Annotated in this window: 13 protein-coding genes and 3 rRNA genes; 10 read left to right on the top strand and 6 right to left on the bottom strand. The window is 55.3% G+C overall.

What is annotated here, in order from left to right; all coding sequences use genetic code 11:
• Positions 1-8: 8 nt before the first annotated feature.
• From ACFER_RS07970 to ACFER_RS07960, 3 genes are all read right to left on the bottom strand, one after another.
• Complete coding sequence (locus ACFER_RS07970) at positions 9-236, bottom strand: FeoA family protein (protein ID WP_012938907.1); 228 nt, start codon at positions 234-236, stop codon at positions 9-11.
• A gap of 17 nt (positions 237-253) precedes the next feature.
• On the bottom strand, positions 254-466 hold the full coding sequence (locus ACFER_RS07965; RefSeq protein ID WP_012938906.1) for a FeoA family protein: 213 nt from the start codon (positions 464-466) through the stop codon (positions 254-256).
• 217 nt (positions 467-683) lie between these two features.
• Positions 684-1580, bottom strand: coding sequence for a DUF368 domain-containing protein (locus tag ACFER_RS07960; protein WP_012938905.1), 897 nt, complete (start codon positions 1578-1580; stop codon positions 684-686).
• 258 nt (positions 1581-1838) lie between these two features.
• Between ACFER_RS07960 and map the strand changes: the two genes are divergently transcribed.
• Both map and ACFER_RS07950 read left to right on the top strand, forming a co-directional pair.
• Positions 1839-2627, top strand: coding sequence for a type I methionyl aminopeptidase (gene map, locus ACFER_RS07955; protein WP_176767978.1), 789 nt, complete (start codon positions 1839-1841; stop codon positions 2625-2627).
• 139 nt (positions 2628-2766) lie between these two features.
• Positions 2767-3282 (top strand): nitroreductase family protein, encoded by a 516-nt coding sequence (locus ACFER_RS07950; RefSeq protein WP_012938903.1) that lies wholly within the window; start codon positions 2767-2769, stop codon positions 3280-3282.
• 39 nt (positions 3283-3321) lie between these two features.
• On the opposite strand, the gene ACFER_RS07945 is transcribed toward ACFER_RS07950, so the two are convergent.
• Together ACFER_RS07945 and ACFER_RS07940 are read right to left on the bottom strand one after the other, a co-directional pair.
• Positions 3322-3852 (bottom strand): cysteine hydrolase family protein, encoded by a 531-nt coding sequence (locus ACFER_RS07945; protein ID WP_012938902.1) that lies wholly within the window; start codon positions 3850-3852, stop codon positions 3322-3324.
• 102 nt (positions 3853-3954) lie between these two features.
• The gene (locus tag ACFER_RS07940; protein WP_012938901.1) at positions 3955-5253 is read right to left on the bottom strand and encodes an HlyC/CorC family transporter; all 1299 of its coding nucleotides are present in this window, start codon (positions 5251-5253) and stop codon (positions 3955-3957) included.
• A gap of 84 nt (positions 5254-5337) precedes the next feature.
• On the opposite strand from ACFER_RS07940, the gene ACFER_RS07935 reads away from it, so the two are divergent.
• Genes ACFER_RS07935 through ACFER_RS07925 form a run of 3 tightly spaced genes read left to right on the top strand, consistent with a single transcriptional unit; the run spans position 5338 to position 8359 of the window.
• Complete coding sequence (locus ACFER_RS07935) at positions 5338-6018, top strand: M48 family metallopeptidase (protein WP_049763458.1); 681 nt, start codon at positions 5338-5340, stop codon at positions 6016-6018.
• Positions 6015-6974: a serine hydrolase gene (locus ACFER_RS07930; RefSeq protein WP_012938899.1), complete on the top strand. Its 960-nt coding sequence runs from the start codon at positions 6015-6017 to the stop codon at positions 6972-6974. Before ACFER_RS07935 ends, ACFER_RS07930 begins: the two co-directional genes overlap by 4 nt.
• A complete protein-coding gene (locus tag ACFER_RS07925; protein WP_012938898.1) occupies positions 6971-8359 on the top strand; it encodes an NAD(P)/FAD-dependent oxidoreductase in 1389 nt (462 codons plus the stop codon). Before ACFER_RS07930 ends, ACFER_RS07925 begins: the two co-directional genes overlap by 4 nt.
• Positions 8360-8439: 80 nt before the next feature.
• Here ACFER_RS07925 and ACFER_RS11595 read toward each other — a convergent pair whose 3' ends face one another.
• Entirely contained in the window at positions 8440-9147 is a 708-nt protein-coding gene (locus ACFER_RS11595) for a LytR/AlgR family response regulator transcription factor (protein ID WP_012938897.1), read from the bottom strand.
• Positions 9148-9387: 240 nt separating this feature from the next.
• On the opposite strand from ACFER_RS11595, the gene ACFER_RS10885 reads away from it, so the two are divergent.
• The 5 genes from ACFER_RS10885 (at position 9388) to rrf (ending at position 17337) form a co-directional block, all read left to right on the top strand.
• On the top strand, positions 9388-10239 hold the full coding sequence (locus tag ACFER_RS10885; RefSeq protein WP_049763456.1) for a DUF2971 domain-containing protein: 852 nt from the start codon (positions 9388-9390) through the stop codon (positions 10237-10239).
• A gap of 10 nt (positions 10240-10249) precedes the next feature.
• On the top strand, positions 10250-11770 hold the full coding sequence (locus ACFER_RS07905) for a hypothetical protein (RefSeq protein ID WP_012938895.1): 1521 nt from the start codon (positions 10250-10252) through the stop codon (positions 11768-11770).
• Between the two features lie 390 nt (positions 11771-12160).
• Positions 12161-13717: ribosomal RNA gene (locus ACFER_RS07900) — 16S ribosomal RNA — on the top strand.
• Between the two features lie 369 nt (positions 13718-14086).
• Positions 14087-16992: ribosomal RNA gene (locus ACFER_RS07895) — 23S ribosomal RNA — on the top strand.
• A 228-nt stretch (positions 16993-17220) separates the two neighbouring features.
• Positions 17221-17337, top strand: a 5S ribosomal RNA gene (gene rrf, locus ACFER_RS07890).
• Together the 16S, 23S and 5S rRNA genes form the textbook arrangement of a ribosomal RNA operon.
• The last annotated feature ends 312 nt before the right edge of the window (positions 17338-17649 follow it).

Raw genomic sequence — 17649 nt, 5'->3', positions numbered from 1 at the left:
GTGAAAAATTACAGTTCCTTCACTTCCACCATTTCCGCATCGGCTTTCCGCAGGGACAGCTCATAGCCCCGCACGTTGATTTCCACCGGGTCTCCCAGAGGAGCCACTTTCCGGATGTGCACCGGGGTGCCCTTGGTAAGGCCCATATCCATGATCCGGCGCTTGATGGCTCCCGTGCCATGGAGTTTCACCACTTCGTAATCCTTGCCCGTCAGGGCGTCTTTCAATGTGTTCATCATACGACCTCCTGCTGTTACTGTACGGTGATCTTGGCAGCCATTTCCATACTGACGGCCACCCGGGATTCCCGGATGTTCAGGATCAGCCCGCTGGGGGTGTGCTGGACAATGGAAATCTCCGCGCCCTGGGTGATGCCCAGGTTTTCCAGATGGGTCCGCACCTTGGGGGACCCGCCTACCCGCAGGACAACCAAGGTCCTGCCTTCGTCGGCAAATGATAAGGGCATGCTGCTACCTCTTTTCACAATTTATTCATAGAGCCTAATCTTTATACCAGATATGTTAGCACACGCTAATATGAGAGTCAACAGATTTGGTAAAAAGGGTGTGTGAAAATATTTTTCTCACACCCTGTCAATGGCCGAAGGAAATCAATTTTTACAAAATTGATTTCCTTCGGCCATTGACAGATGACAAAAAAGCACCGCCGCAGCGGTGCTTTTCTCACTTGTCCGGATGCATCTTCTTTTCTGTAAAGGCCTTCAGCCCGTTGAGGCCGGCCAGGAACACTCCGCCCATGAGGAACCAGAAAATATGGAAGGTTTCCCAGGTGAGAGCCGGCTGGGGCACTTTCAGGGTGGTGGGACCTTGGGCAATGGCATACAGGGAACCGATCATCAGCCCCAGGATGAAGTACACCATGGCTGCCCGGTGGTTGTCCAGGGCATTTTTCACCAGCTTGATGATCCCCACAATCCCGGTGAGCACCCCGAAGCCGAAAACGCACAGCACCGGGAAATAGGACAGGTTCATATGGAGGAATTCCTTGATGGCGCTGATGATGGGTACATACAGCCCGAAGATCAGCAGCATGGTGGAACCGGAGATCCCCGGCAGCACCATGGCGCAGATAGCGATCATGGCACAGACGAAGATGTATCCTCCCAGGAGAGGGGTCAGGTGGGCGATTTCCACATTGGTCCCCTGGCCGCCGGTGGGGTTCACCGCCGCGATCACCAGCACCAGCACGATCCCCAGTACCAGGAACAGGAGCCGGCTCACACGGCGGAGGCATTCCTTCTCTTCCCGGATAATCAGAGGAAGGGAAAAAATGGAAAAGCCCAGGAACAGGGAACTCAGTTCATAGATCCGGCTGGTGAAAAGACTGGAGATCACCAGCACCGAAGAACCCATGCCGATGACCCAGCCCATGCCCAGCTTGGCCAGGAAACGGATGCCCTCCCGTTTCAGTTCCCGGTTGCCGTGGGTGAGCACATACAGGGAACCGATGAATTCGTCGTAAAAGCCCAGCACAAAGGCAATGGTGCCGCCGGATACCCCGGGGACGCTGTCGGCCAGGGCCATGCAGAAACCCCGGACCATGTTCAGGAACAGATCCATAGATGTCATCCTTTCTTGGGGGCAGGACCCCTCTCTTTTCCTACAGTATAAAAGGCAGGGTTAAACAATTTCGAAACAAACAGAGAAAAAAACCGTAAAATTTGTGTTATAATGATTCATCGGGTTGACGGCTTCAGCCGGACCCGACAGCAAGACTTTATTATATCGTATTTCATCAGAAAATAGAATAGCACAGGGGAACTTTCCCTGGGCAAAGGAGGATGCAGCTTGGACAGAAGTGAACTGAAACTGAAACTCATGGAGTACGCCGCCAAAGGGTACGAAGTGCCCCGGATGGACATGATCAAGACCCCGGAACAGATCGAAGGGATCCGGAAAGCCGGCAAGGTCAATTCCGCAGTGCTGGATGCGGTGGAAAAGAACATCAAAGTGGGGATGACCACCGATGACATCAACACCATCGTCTACGACACCACCCTGAAGCTGAAGGCCATTCCCGCCTGCCTGAACTATGAGGGCTTTCCCAAATCCGTGTGCACTTCCGTCAATGACGTAATCTGCCACGGCATCCCGGATCCCCATCAGGTGCTGAAAAGCGGGGATATCGTCAATGTGGACGCCACCACCATTTATGAAGGGTACGTGGGGGATGCTTCTCGGATGTTCATGCTGGGCCGGGTGCCTGCGGAACGGAAGAATCTGGTGGGCATCACCAAAGAATGCCTGAAGCGGGGCATGGAAAACGCCGTGGGCTGGAAGAACACCCTGGGGGACATCGGAGCAGCCATCCAGAGCTTTGCCCAGAAACACGGCTGCAGCGTGGTCCGGGAATTCGGCGGCCACGGGGTAGGACTGGAAATGCATGAAGATCCCTTTGTGTCCCATGTGGGGAAACGGAAAACCGGCATGCTGCTGGTGCCCGGCATGGTGATCACCATCGAGCCCATGATCAACGCCGGCACTCCGGAACTGTGGATCGATGAAGTGAACGGCTGGACCGTCCACACTGCCGACGGCAAAGACAGCGCCCAGTGGGAACATACCCTGCTGATTACTGAAGGGGAGCCGGAAGTATTGAGCTGGTAAGCCGTGCTGTTGCATGGGCAACAGCACCGTTAACGGTCAGCTGTCAACGGTCAACGGCCGGAGACAAGGGACCAGAGACAGAGGCTGCTGCCTGTGCAGCAGCTTCTAAAGCAATCAAACAGGAAAGGTGTGCATACAAATGACATTCATGGACCTGGCCAAGGCCAGATATTCTGTACGGAAATTCAGCGACAAACCCATTGAAAAGGAAAAAATGGAGGCCATCCTGGAAGCGGGACGGATCGCTCCCACTGGCCACAACTACCAGCCCTACCGGGTGTACGTGCTCCAGAGTCCGGAAGCCCTGGAAAAAATCCGGGGACTGACCCGGTGCGCCTTCAATGCACCGGTGGTGCTCATGGTCACCGTCCGGAAGGACGAGGAATGGGTGAACCCCTTTGAACACAGCATCCGGGCCGGGGAACAGGATGCCAGCATCGTGGCCACCCATATGATGCTGGAAGCCTGGGAACTGGGCATCGGCTCCTGCTGGGTGAACTATTTCCCGGTGTCCCAGACCGCCGATGCCTTCGGCCTGGATCTGAAGGAAGTGCCCCTGCTGCTGTTGCCCCTGGGCTACGCCGCAGAAGGAGTCCACGCCGCCCATCTCCACAACGAACGGAGAAGCAACGAGGAATTGGTGAAAGTGCTGTAAAAAAGGGGTTGTTGCACAGGACGTGCAACAACCTTTTTTTTACTCCACAACCACCTGACAGCTCCTCATGGTCTCCAGGGCCGCCTGGTGGCTTTCTTCCGTTACGCCGGCGCAGCAGCGGCTGTCCACCCGGATCTCCACTTCCGGCAGGGCCGCTTTCAGCAGCAGGGCATTGCTCACTACACAGATGTCCGTGCACAGCCCGATCAGTTCGATGCTCTGGATGGGCTGTTTCCGGTGCAGTTCCTTCAGGTCTTCCGCCAGGGTCACCGAACCGAAGGAGGGCTTCTGGATCACCGGCCAGTGATGTTCCTGCTGGAGCTTTTCCAGGGCCGGGATCAGCCGCCATCCGGGGGTGCCCTTGATGCAGTGCTTCACCGGCAGCCGGCGGCCTTCCTGGGTTTCCAGGTAATCCTCTCCATGGGTATCCTGGGTAAAGATCACCCGGCCGGGGAAATTGGCCACCTTTTTCAGCACATTCAGGGTAATGTCTTGGGCCGCCTCCGACCCCAGGCTTCCGCCCACAAAATCATTCTGCATATCCACTACAACAAGAATACGGTTTTCCATAGCAGCACATCCTTTTCTGATACAGGAATTGTTATTTTCCAAGCCAGTAAAGCTGGCTTCCATCGGCCATTGACAATTGACCCTTGACCATTGACAGCCCTGTCACTCTTCACTCTTCTCCTTCTTCTCCGGCCGCACTTCCACGATGATTTCCTGGACCCGGTGCTCATTGGCCCGGGTCACCGTCACATGGAGGTTCCGGCAGTCGAAGGAATCTCCCTTTTTGGGTATGGTCTCCAGGGTATCCACCACCCAGCCGCTGATGGAATTGTTTTCCAGGCCGTAGTCGTCGATATCCAGATCCAGATATTTGAACAGGTCGAACAGGTTGGCATTCTGGGAATTGGAGGAACAGGAGACCAGGTACCGGTTCCTGCCCAGCTTCCGGAAGGAAGAAACCGCCTTGTCATGCTCGTCCCAGATTTCGCCCACCAGCTCTTCCACAATGTCTTCCGTGGTCACCAGGCCCCGTACGGTGCCATAGCTGTCCATGACCATGGCCATTTCCACCTTGGCTTCCTGGAGGGTCTTCAGCACCCGGGAAATCTTGGTGGACTGATGGACCAGGGCCGCTTTTTTGATCAGATTCTTCAGACTGCAGCGGGGATTCTGGAGATAGGCCGCCAGGAAATCCTTGGCGTGGAGGATCCCGATGATTTCGCTGTAGTCATCCTTGAAAACCGGCAGACGGGAGAAACCATGGCTGCTGAACAGCTTCAGGGCTTCTTCGCTGCCTTCGGAAATATCCATGGCCACCATGTCCACCCGGGGAGTCATGATCTCCCGGACCCGGATGTCGCTGAATTCAATGGCACTTTTGATCAGCTGGCTGTCCTGTTTGTTGATGCCGCCCCCATGCTCCACTTCATCCACCATCAGCAGCAGCTCGTCTTCCGTGGCGAACCGGTGGGAGACTTTTTTCCGCAGGCAGTGGTTGAAGGCGGACTTCATCATCCGGAACAGGAAATTCAGGGGGGTGAACAGGAGCACCAGCACACTGAGCAGCCGGGAACAGTCCATGGAATATTTTTCCGGAGCGTCGCTGGCCACGCTTTTGGGGATGATTTCCCCGAAGATCAGGATCACAATGGTGGTGAATACCGTGGCCAGGGCCAGACCGGAGGTGCCGAAGGCCGCGGTGGAAACCGCCGCCGCCAGGGAAGCCGTGGCGATATTCACCACATTGTTCCCGATCAGGATGGTGGACAGGGCATCATCGAAATGGTCCAGCAACCGCAGGGCTCGCCGGGCTTTCCTGTTGCCGCCTTTGGCCAGGTTCTTCAGCCGCAGCTTGTTGGAGCCGGTCAGGGCCGTTTCCGAAGCGGAAAAAAAGGCGGAAAGGGATATGAAAATCATGAGAATCAGCGTCAGGGCTGACGTTGGTATATGCAAATCATCCATTTTATTACACTTCCTCCGTATATTACTGATATTATAGGAGAAAGTATGACACTGGTCAATGTTCTATGCTATAATAGGAAAGCTATGGTTGCTGAATCAATTCTGAAAAATGCCCGGATCATCCAGTCCTTCCGCCGGAGCATCGGCTTCGAAGTGGTGGAAGACGGTACCCTGGTGCTGCGGGTCCCTTACGGGGTCTCCCGGCAGGAACTGGAACGGGTGGTGGCGAAAAAAGAAAAATGGATCACCGGGGCCCAGGCCAGGGTCCGCCGGGAGCGGGAAGAGCATCCCACCCTCCGTCTGGAGGAGGGGGAACAGTTCCTGCTGTTCGGCAAACCCTGCACCCTGCGGCTCCGGGCCGGCAAAGGCTTTGCCCTGGAAGAAGGGGAGAGCCTCCTTGTGATGGGCCGGGAAGAAACCCGGGAATCCCTGGCCCGGTTTCTGATCAGCCTGCTCCGGGATGTGATCCGGAGCCAGGTGGAACGGTATGCCGCCCAGCTGCAGCTGCCCCTGCCGGTGGTGAAATGCAGCCGGGCCCGGAAACGGTGGGGGTACTGCAACTGGAAGGGCGAAATCGGCTTTTCCTGGCCCCTGGTGTTCTGTCCCCGGGAGGTCATTGCCTATGTGGTGGTCCATGAATTGTGCCACATCCGGAACATGTCTCACAACAAAGCGTTCTGGAAATCGGTGGCCCAGGTGCTGCCGGATTACCGGGAACGGGAAAACTGGCTGAAAGCCCACAGAAAGGTCATGAGTACATTATGAGCATCAACAAGAAAATCCTCCTTTGCTTCATCGCGCTGGTTGTGGTGGGGGCGGTTTCCCTGACCCTGCTCCACCGGAGTCCCAAGTATCTGGAACAGCAGCAGCAGGCCCAGAATGCCCAAACGGTCCATTCCCAGGACACCAAGCTGCCCTATGATTACCTGAACAATGTGATCGCCCAGAGCGGAGCCGCCTGTTCCGTGTACTACCATTCCCTGGAAAATGATGATGTTTTTTACAACTATTCCGGGAAGATGCCCGCCGGGGATCTGGTCCGGCTCTATGTGGCGGCCGGGGTGCTCCGGCAGGCGGAGGATGGGGACCTGTCCCTGGACGAAGTCTATACCCTCCGGGAAAAAGACCGGCGGCCCGGCAGTCCCGTGCTGGACAAACTGCCTGCGGGCAGCCGGCTGACGGTCCGGAACCTGTTGGAAGACATGGTGCTCCAGAACGATACCACGGCCCTGTACAAGCTGATCTGGATCGCCGGCCGGGAAGACCTGAATGAATGGCTGGCCAAACAGGGGTATGCGGATACGGTGGTGGGCACGGCCCAGCTGCCCCGGGGCGAGAATGGCCAGGATACCCTGGCTCCCGGAGAAAAACGGCAGCTCAGCTACACCTCCGTCAACGATACGGTGAACCTGCTGACCCGGCTGTACCAGGGGAAATGCGTGTCCCCGAAGCAGGACGGGTATCTGCTGGACCTGCTGCGGAAACAGCCGGCCCGGGATATGCTGGGGGCCCTGCTGCCCCAAAAGGCCAGGATCGCCGGACTCCAGTCCGACCAGGGGCAGGTGCTGGGGGCGGCCGGCATCGTCTATGCCAAGGAAAAATATGTGCTGGTGGTCCTGATGGATAAAGCGGTGCGCCCGGAAGAAAGCCGCAAGACACTCAACCAGATTTCCTCCATTATCTTCAATACAGTCAACGACAAAGAGGTGTTTAAAAAATGAAGAAAAAAGTCGATGTAGCCATTATCGGCGGGGGCCCGGCCTCCATTTATGCCGCTTATGAATTTGTCCTGAAATATCCCCAGGTCAGTGTCCTGATCCTGGAAGAAGGCCACGCCATCGATTTCCGCAGCTGTCCCATCATCGCCGGAAAAGTGGAAAAATGCGTCCGCTGCACCCCCTGCAGCATTATGCGGGGATTCGGGGGCGCCGGGGCTTTTTCCGACGGGAAATACAATTTCACCACCGAATTCGGCGGGTGGCTCAGTGATTACATCCCCAAAAAGACCGTCATGGACCTGATCGATTATGTGGATGAGATCAACCTGAAGCATGGGGCTCCCGGGGAAGTCTATTCCACCAAGAACTGCCGGATCGGCCGGCAGGCCCTGGGCCACGACCTCCATCTGCTCAACGCCAAAGTCCGGCATCTGGGCACCGACAACAACCGGAAACTTATGGCCAGCATCTACCGGTACCTGGTGGAACACGGAATCCAGATCCAGTGCGATACCCAGGTGGATACCTTCCAGCCCTGTGAGGGAGGGTATGAAGTGTTCCTGAAAAACAGCGAGGATACCATCCAGTGCCGGTATCTCATCGGGGCTCCTGGCCGGGCCGGGGCGGAATGGTTCTCCGGCCAGTGCGAGAAACTGGGCCTGGAACTTACCAACAACCAGGTGGACGTGGGGGTCCGGGTGGAAGTGCCCGCCGCCGTGTTCCAGGAAATCACCGATGAAGTGTACGAAGCCAAACTGGTGTACCGGACCAAGGGATACGGGGACCGGGTGCGGACCTTCTGCATGAACCCCAACGGCTATGTGGTGGCGGAAAATACCGATGGCATCGTCACCGTCAACGGCCACAGCTTCAGTGATCCCAAAAAGAACAGCGGCAACACCAACTTTGCCCTGCTGGTGAGCAACCGGTTCACGGAACCCTTCAAGGAACCCCACCGGTACGGCAAACACATTGCTTCCCTGTCCAATATGCTGGGAGGTGGGGTGCTGGTCCAGCGGTTCGGGGACCTGATCAAGGGCCGGCGGACCAATGCCCACCGGCTGAGCCAGAGCTTCCTGCGGCCCACCCTCAATGCGGTGCCCGGGGATCTGAGCCTGGTGCTGCCCAAACGGCATCTGGACAACATCATCGAGATGATTTATGCCCTGGACAAGGTGGCGCCCGGTACGGCCAATGACGACACCCTCCTTTACGGGGTGGAAGTGAAGTTCTACAGTGCCCGGCTGGAACTGGATGACCAGCTGGAAACCCGGCTGCCCAACTTCTTTGCCATCGGGGACGGCGCCGGCATCACCCGTGGCCTGAGCCAGGCCAGCGCCAGCGGCGTCTACGTGGCCCGGATCATCGGGGAAAGAATGAAACAATGAAAGGAACCCGCTGATGCGGGTTCCTCCCATGGGCCATTGACCATTGACGGGTGCTGCACGATGCGTGCAGCACCCCTTTTTCATATCTCCCCCAGCTGCAGCAGAGCATCCCGGATTTCCCGGGAACGGTGCTTGGACAGGGGCAGGACCTTTCCGTTCAGCAGGGTCACTTCTGTGCCCCACACATTCCGCACCCAGTGGAGATTCACCAGGTAGCTCCGGTGGATCCGTACGAAACAGGAACGGCCCAGCCGCCGTTCCACCGTGGACATGGTTTCCCGGTATATATAGCTGCCCAGCCGGGTGACCACCTGGATCCGGGAGCCTTCCGATTTGAAATAGAGGATCTCCTTCAGAAAAAAGCGGTGGACACCCTGCCAGTTGCTGAACAGGAAGGATGCATTCTGGACTTCCTGTTTTTTCTGCATCAGTTCCTCCAGGTCCTGCTGGAGCACCGGCATGGGGACGGTGCCGGCATAGAACCGGAACAGGGGGATTTCATAGCCTTCCAGAGAATCCCGGAGATCATGGGAAATCAGGGAAATGGATACTCCCGGGTCCAGCTTCCGAATCCGCCGGGCCGTATCCAGCACATGGTGTGCCTCCTGGAAGGGTCCCAACAGGATCAGATTGTAGCAGATGCCCTGGCGGCAGCTTCGGAGCAGATCGTATTCCTGGAGAAAGGGGTGGATCTCAAGAGCATCGGTGGGGTGGGGCAGGCGCTGGATATTGACGGAGAGCTGGTGGAGAGAACGGGAATTGTCAGTGCACAGGGCAACGTGGAACATAATGGGGCCTCCATTTCTGAAAAATTGTAAAACTGGACACCTGTACAGTATATCATGAATATTCAAAAATAGCAGAAAATTATTGTTTTTTTGTGTGTTTCCCATGGATTTCCCCAAGATCGGCGAGCAATTTTCCGGCAGGTACGCTATAATATCTTTTGTGAGCGGCTGCAGGAAATCTTCCTGCAGGGAAAACCAAGAGAAAGAAGGCGCACTATGTCCACGTGTCAGGAAGACCGCATGATCTATCACTATTGTTCCACCAGTGGCTTTTTCAATATACTGCGCAACCAGTGCCTCTGGCTGACCGAAGCGTCTTTTACCAACGATGCCTGGGAAAACCGGATGCTGGACCCGGTGTTCGAACAGGCCCTGGAAGAGCTGGCTGATGACGGCGAGATTGAACGGGCCCGGATGGATACGGCCCGGGATCTGTACTACCATCATTCCGCCTGTTTCATCTACCTTGGGTGTTTTTCCGAAGAGGGGGACATCCTGCCCCAGTGGCGGTCCTATGCGGATGATGGCCAGGGCTTTGCCATCGGCTTCTCCTCCCGGGAAATGGATTTCGATTGTTCCACCGTCCATCTCAATGCGGACTTTGCCAACAAATACTATCTGAAAAAAGTCATCTACATGAGAGAGGAATATGGAGAACAGTTTCTGCCCCTGGCCAAGAACTGGATCCGTATGCGGCTCACCCGGGGACGGCATCTGAACGACCGGGAGATCCGCCGGGCCATTGCCGACGACGCCGCCTTCTCATCCCTCCGGTACTACTGCAAGGACGCCAGCTTTGCTTCCGAAAAAGAACTCCGGGCCCTTTGGCTGCCGGTGCTGCTGAAGGATCAGGAGGGCCACATGGCCGCCGGCAACCGGAAAGCCTACCGGCAGATCCGTTTCCGTCCCGAAGCCAGCCGGCTGGTGCCCTATACGGAAATGCCCTTTGCCAAAAGCGCCGTCCGGGAAGTGGTGCTGGGGCCCAAAAATGACATGAAAGACCATCTGGACATCCTGAAGATGTTCCTGGCCGCCAACGGATATGACGACCGGAATGTCCGGCTGCGTATATCCAGAAGTTCCTATCGATAAGGAGAAAACCATGCAGAATTTTGCCTTTACCCAACCATCCATCCTCCAGCGTCTCTATGATGCCCTGGATGAACGGGGCCGGCTGCCCCGGGACTATTCCCTGCAGCAGGCCCTGGAGCCGGAAGGACCGGCCGGGGGATTTTACTACAGCGACGGGTTCATGGAAGGAAACATCACCGGCTTGGACAAGGGAGGGGAAGAAAGCCCCGAACTGCAGGACGGGCTCAGCCAGATCCTGGAAGGAGAGTATGACCGGGCGGTCCAGACCCTGCAGGCGTTTTTCAGCGACGGGGAAGACCATCTGATGAATGCCTATGTGGAATCCGTCCAGCAGTGGATCGATGACCACCGGGATACCCTGGATCCGGAACCCCTGATCTGGTTCGCTGACCGGCTGCTCCAGGAAGCGGACCAGAGCGAGATCATCAAATTTGCCCTGAGTCTCCTGGAGTTTTTCGACCTGCACCAGGAAGAAGAATTGGCGGAAGAAATCCGTCTCCTGGCCAAGTGCAACGAATTCACCCTGTTCTGTGTGCGGAACTTCCTCCAGTGGGAAAACGGTCAGGAGGAAATCTGGCAGACCGCCCGGCAGGTGTACGGCTGGGGACGGATCGCCGCCCTGGAATACCTGGATCCCCGGACGGCCCAGATCCGGCAGTGGATGCTGGAGGAAGGATGGGACAACGATGTGAACCCGGAATACACCGCACGGCTCCTGGCGGAAAATGTGGACCTGCTGGGGGTATTGGAACAGCCCACCCTGACGGCCAAAGCCTTTGAAGGGGCAGAAGCCCTGGTGGATGCCCTGCTGGTGGACGAACCAGTGCCCGGGATTTCCCGGATCCGGCAGCCGGTGAAACTGCTGACGGAATTTCTCCGGCACTGCGAGGAACAGGAAAAAGAACTGGAAGAGTACCAGGTAATCCTCCACATCCTCCAATACGCCCAGAGCAGGCTTGCCGGCAAAGAGCAGGAAACGGTGAAACAGGCCTGCGGCAAACTCTTGCTGTCCTTTGCCTGTGCCCAGACCGTCCAGCAGGCCATGAAAAAAGGGGAAGGCTTTGAAATGGCCCGGACACTGGACCTGCCCTATGCCCAACAGGCTGTGGAACTGGTGCTCCAGGCCCCTCTGGACCATGTGGACCTGCTGCCCTATGCCCTTACTGGGGATAGCCACCATGACCATCATGTGATGGGACTGTATGAAGCGCTGATTCCCGGCTTTGTGAAGGCCTTCGGAGAGAAACGGCCCGGAGAAATTTCCCTTGAGGAACAGCTGAACGGGGTCTATATGGACCTGAACCGGATCCTCAGCCAGCTGTACGGATTCCCGGGCACAGGAGAAAAACTTTTCCTCACCGCTCTCCAGTCCCCAGCCCTGATGAACCGGAACACCGCCCTGGAAATCCTCGCCCAGTGGAAAGACCTGGGATACAAGCTCAGTGGGGAGATCCGGGACGGGGTGGAAAAGCTCCTGCTCCAGGAAGGAAACCAGGACGTAAAGGAAAAAGCAGAACAGGTATTGAAGTAGGGAATAAAGGCTCCTGCGGGATCTTGTCCGTAAGGGCCTCACGCCGGGAGGTCCTTACGGTTTATTTTGAAAAACTTGTTGACAGAGGTACCCCTTTTTGCTATACTATACAAGCTTTCTCCTTGAGAAAGCAACAGACAAAAGGTTTCTCAACAACGAAATGTTTCAACTGAAACATTGAAAGAAAAAAGTTGTTGACAAAGAAACGAAAGTCTGGTATTATATAGAAGCTGTCGCTGAGACAGTGAGACGAACTTTGAGAACTGAATATTGTTGACAGATGTGCGGGTCAAGTCACTTTTAGTGATAAGATCGAGTCACCTGGATGACAACCAGGTTAAAAAATCAAAGCTAGTTTTTCGAGAGCCAAGCGGCTCTTCAAAATACTCTATTTTGGAGAGTTTGATCCTGGCTCAGGACGAACGCTGGCGGCGTGCTTAACACATGCAAGTCGAACGGAGAACTTTCTTCGGAATGTTCTTAGTGGCGAACGGGTGAGTAACGCGTAGGCAACCTGCCCTCTGGTTGGGGACAACATTCCGAAAGGGATGCTAATACCGAATGAGATCCTTTTTCCGCATGGAGAGAGGATGAAAGATGGCCTCTACTTGTAAGCTATCGCCAGAAGATGGGCCTGCGTCTGATTAGCTAGTAGGTGAGGTAACGGCTCACCTAGGCGATGATCAGTAGCCGGTCTGAGAGGATGAACGGCCACATTGGGACTGAGACACGGCCCAAACTCCTACGGGAGGCAGCAGTGGGGAATCTTCCGCAATGGACGAAAGTCTGACGGAGCAACGCCGCGTGAGTGATGAAGGCCTTCGGGTTGTAAAACTCTGTTGTCAGGGACGAAAGCACCGATCTATAATACATTTTGGTGTTGACGGTACCTGACGAGGAAGCCACGGCTAACTACGTGCCAGCAGCCGCGGTAATACGTAGGTGGCAAGCGTTGTCCGGAATTATTGGGCGTAAAGAGCATGTAGGCGGGCTTTTAAGTCCGACGTGAAAATGCGGGGCTTAACCCCGTATGGCGTTGGATACTGGAAGTCTTGAGTGCAGGAGAGGAAAGGGGAATTCCCAGTGTAGCGGTGAAATGCGTAGATATTGGGAGGAACACCAGTGGCGAAGGCGCCTTTCTGGACTGTGTCTGACGCTGAGATGCGAAAGCCAGGGTAGCAAACGGGATTAGATACCCCGGTAGTCCTGGCCGTAAACGATGGGTACTAGGTGTAGGAGGTATCGACCCCTTCTGTGCCGGAGTTAACGCAATAAGTACCCCGCCTGGGGACTACGATCGCAAGATTGAAACTCAAAGGAATTGACGGGGGCCCGCACAAGCGGTGGAGTATGTGGTTTAATTCGACGCAACGCGAAGAACCTTACCAAGGCTTGACATTGAGTGAAAGACCCAGAGATGGGTCCCCTTCTTCGGAAGCACGAAAACAGGTGGTGCATGGCTGTCGTCAGCTCGTGTCGTGAGATGTTGGGTTAAGTCCCGCAACGAGCGCAACCCTTATCCTATGTTACCAGCACGTAATGGTGGGGACTCATAGGAGACTGCCAGGGATAACCTGGAGGAAGGCGGGGATGACGTCAAGTCATCATGCCCCTTATGTCTTGGGCTACACACGTACTACAATGGTCGGCAACAAAGGGCAGCGAAGCCGCGAGGCGGAGCCAATCCCAGAAACCCGACCTCAGTTCGGATCGCAGGCTGCAACCCGCCTGCGTGAAGTTGGAATCGCTAGTAATCGCAGGTCAGCATACTGCGGTGAATACGTTCCCGGGCCTTGTACACACCGCCCGTCACACCACGAAAGTTGGTAACACCCGAAGCCGGTGAGATAACCTTTTAGGAGTCAGCTGTCTAAGGTGGGGCCGATGATTGGGGTGAAGTCGTAACAAGGTAGCCGTTCGAGAACGAGCGGCTGGATCACCTCCTTTCTATGGAGAACCGAAGGAGTCCAAGGACTTACTTCTATTCTCGTCGACGCACATCTGTCAGGAACAATATTCGGTTCTCAGGGCTCGTCCCTGAACATGAACCTTGAAAACTTCATAGAAGAGACAAAACAAAGTCTTATCTGATGTGATGATCAGATAAGCACCTCTGATCTAAATGCGAATTTAGAAACGAGTAACGAGAATACCAGGGAACGTAAGTTCCTTAGTAAACTGAACCAGAAAATTGCGAAGAGAAATTGCTCTGATCCGCGAAGCGAGAAAGAGAGCCACCGCAGACTATACTCCAGTATGTCGAGGATGGCGAACGACGAGCGACAAAGGAGCAGACAATTTATCGAAGCAATTTTAAGTCAAGCTACTAAGGGCATACGGTGAATGCCTTGGCACTAAGAGCCGATGAAGGACGTGGTAAGCTGCGAAAAGCTACGGGGAGCCGCAAGCAGGCTTTGATCCGTAGGTGTCCGAATGGGGGAACCCACCATCCGTCATGGGATGGTATCCTTCGGGAAGGGAACCCGGTGAACTGAAACATCTAAGTAGCCGGAGGAAGAGAAATCAAACGAGATGCCCACAGTAGCGGCGAGCGAAGAGGGCAGAGCCTAAACCAGAGAGCTTCGGCTCCCTGGGGTTACGGACTGGCATAAACCGAGTCAGGCCTAGCCGAATCACCTGGAAAGGTGAGCCACAGACCGTGAGAGCCGGGTAGGCGAAAGGCAGAGCAAGGAGGCCAGTATCCAGAGTACCGTGAAGCACGAGGAATTTTGCGGGAAGTCGGGGGGACCACCCTCCAAGGCTAAACACTTCTTAGTGACCGATAGCGCATAGTACCGTGAGGGAAAGGTGAAAAGAACCGCGGGAGCGGAGTGAAAGAGAACCTGAAACCGTATGTCTACAAGCAGTCGGAGCGCAAGCGACGGCGTGCCTATTGAAGAATGAGCCAACGAGTTACGGGCACCAGCGAGGTTAAGCAGGAAATGCGGAGCCGTAGGGAAACCGAGTCTGAAAAGGGCGAAGAGTTGGTGTTCGTAGACCCGAAACTGTAGTGATCTACCCATGATCAGGTTGAAGCACGGGTAAAATCGTGTGGAGGACCGAACCGGTGAGTGTTGAAAAACTTTCGGATGAATCGTGGGTAGCGGTGAAATTCCAATCGAACGCAGAGATAGCTGGTTCTCCTCGAAATAGCTTTAGGGCTAGCCTCAGGCAGTAAGCATAGGCGGTAGAGCACTGATCGGGATAGGGACTGTAATGGTTACCGAACCCTGTCAAACTACGAATGGTTATGCTGCAGAGCCTGGGAGTCAGACTACGAGAGATAAGTCCCGTTGTCAAAAGGGAAACAGCCCAGACCATCAGCTAAGGTCCCCAATGCCATACTAAGTGGAAAAGGATGTGGGGTCTCATAAACAACCAGGATGTTGGCTCAGAAGCAGCCACCATTTAAAGAGTGCGTAATAGCTCACTGGTCGAGAGGCCCTGCGCCGAAGATTCCCGGGGCTAAAGTATGGAACCGAAGCTATGGATGCATACGTAGGTATGCGTGGTAGAGGAGCGTTCCCATCGGGTTGAAGTCGTCCTGGAAGGGACGGTGGACTGGTGGGAAGTGAGAATGTTGGCATGAGTAGCGAAAAGAATGGTGAGAATCCATTCCACCGAAAGCATAAGGATTCCTGAGCAACGATCGTCGTCTCAGGGTAAGTCGGGACCTAATCCGAGGCAAAGAGCGTAGGAGATGGACAACTGGTTGATATTCCAGTACCGGCAGTGATCGTTTGAACGAAGGAGTGACGCAGGAAGGCAGGTCCGCACGAGATTGGTAGATCGTGTGCAAGCGTGCAGGCTGGTTACCAGGCAAATCCGGTAACTGAGGCTGAGGCGTGATGCGGAGGGAACTTGTTCCCGAAGGGATTGAGCCTACGCTGCCGAGAAAAGCTTCTAGTGAGAAAGCTGCCGCCCGTACCGTAAACCGACACAGGTATGCGGGGAGAGAATCCTAAGGTGCGCGGGAGAACCCTCGTTAAGGAACTCGGCAAAATGTACCCGTAACTTCGGGATAAGGGTAGCCACAAAGGTGAAGGGACTAGCTCCCGGAGCCCGGTGTGGTCGCAGAGAAGAGGCCCAAGCGACTGTTAACCAGAAACACAGGTGCCTGCGAAAGAGAAATCTGAAGTATAGGTGCTGACACCTGCCCAGTGCTGGAAGGTTAAAGAAGGATGTCCGGGTTCGACCCAAAGCATTCGACTGAAGCCCCAGTGAACGGCGGCCGTAACTATAACGGTCCTAAGGTAGCGAAATTCCTTGTCGGGTAAGTTCCGACCCGCACGAAAGGTGTAACGATTTGGGCACTGTCTCAACGAGGGACCCGGTGAAATTGAAATACCTGTGAAGATGCAGGTTACCCGCGACTGGACAGAAAGACCCCATGGAGCTTTACTGTAACCTAATATTGGGTTCTGATACTTGATGCACAGGATAGGTGGGAGGCATGGAAGGCAGTCCTCTGGGATTGCCGGAGCCGACGTTGGGATACCACCCTTCAATTATCGGGATTCTAACCGAGCGAGTAACGATCGCCGGGACAGTGTTAGGCGGGCAGTTTGACTGGGGCGGTCGCCTCCCAAAGAGTAACGGAGGCGCCCAAAGGTTCCCTCAGCGCGGACGGAAACCGCGCGCGGAGTGTAAAGGCAGAAGGGAGCTTGACTGCGAGCCAAACACGGCGAGCAGGTACGAAAGTAGGGCTTAGTGATCCGGTGGCATCCAAGTGGAAGGGCCATCGCTCAACGGATAAAAGCTACCCTGGGGATAACAGGCTAATCTCTCCCAAGAGTCCATATCGACGGGGAGGTTTGGCACCTCGATGTCGGCTCATCACATCCTGGGGCTGAAGTCGGTCCCAAGGGCTGGGCTGTTCGCCCATTAAAGTGGTACGTGAGCTGGGTTCAGAACGTCGTGAGACAGTTCGGTCCCTATCCATCGCGGGCGCAAGAGATTTGAAGGGGGCTGCTCCTAGTACGAGAGGACCGGAGTGGACGGACCGCTGGTGTACCAATTATCCCGCCAGGGGTACAGTTGGGTAGCTACGTCCGGAACGGATAAACGCTGAAAGCATCTAAGCGTGAAACCATCCTTAAGATGAGATCTCTCACAGCGTAAGCTGGTAAGACACCTGGAAGATTACCAGGTTGATAGGCAGGGTGTGGAAGCGTAGCAATATGTTAAGCTGACCTGTACTAATATGTCGAGGGCTTGACTTAAGTGAGTCGCCGATTGTTTGCAAGCGGAAGCGCAGCAAAGAATCGTGCCAGCGAACTTACTCAGAAGGATGCGACGAAAAGGAGCATCCGTGAGTATCCTCTACCGCGAAGCGGCTGAGGCATACGAAATAAGAGAGTAAGTGAGCGAAAGAAGCTCGTAACGTTACGTCCGAAAGAACGTATATGTCTCTTCATGAAGTTTTGAGGGCTCATGCCTTCAATTGAAAATCCGGTGGCGATAGCTAAGGGGATCCACCTGTTCCCATGCCGAACACAGCAGTTAAGCCCTTATACGCCGAAAGTACTCGACTGGAAACGGTCCGGGAGGATAGGGAGCTGCCGGTTAAGCCAGAAAGAGCATCGCAGACGCGATGCTCTTTCTTTTTGTGTTCTGAGGAGAAGGCTGCTTGTCGCCGCCGGGCAGGGCACCCCTTGCCGACGCAAAGTCGCCTCCCTGCCATTTTCTGCCTCGCCGTTCCATTCCGCCTTCCGCCAACGCGCTTCGCTTGAACGAGGCTCACGGTGGATGAGCGAAACAGAAAATGGCTTTACGCTCGGCTCCATGGTCGGCCAGCGGCACCCTGCCCGGCTGAGGGAATACGGTATTGCTATGACCCCAACGCTGTAGGGGCCGATTGCTTTGATCGACCTGCTTAC

It is taken from the genome of Acidaminococcus fermentans DSM 20731 (assembly GCF_000025305.1).
GTDB lineage: Bacteria > Bacillota > Negativicutes > Acidaminococcales > Acidaminococcaceae > Acidaminococcus > Acidaminococcus fermentans.
Note: the sequence above shows the minus strand (reverse complement) of the source record. Positions and strands in the feature narration are given on the sequence as shown.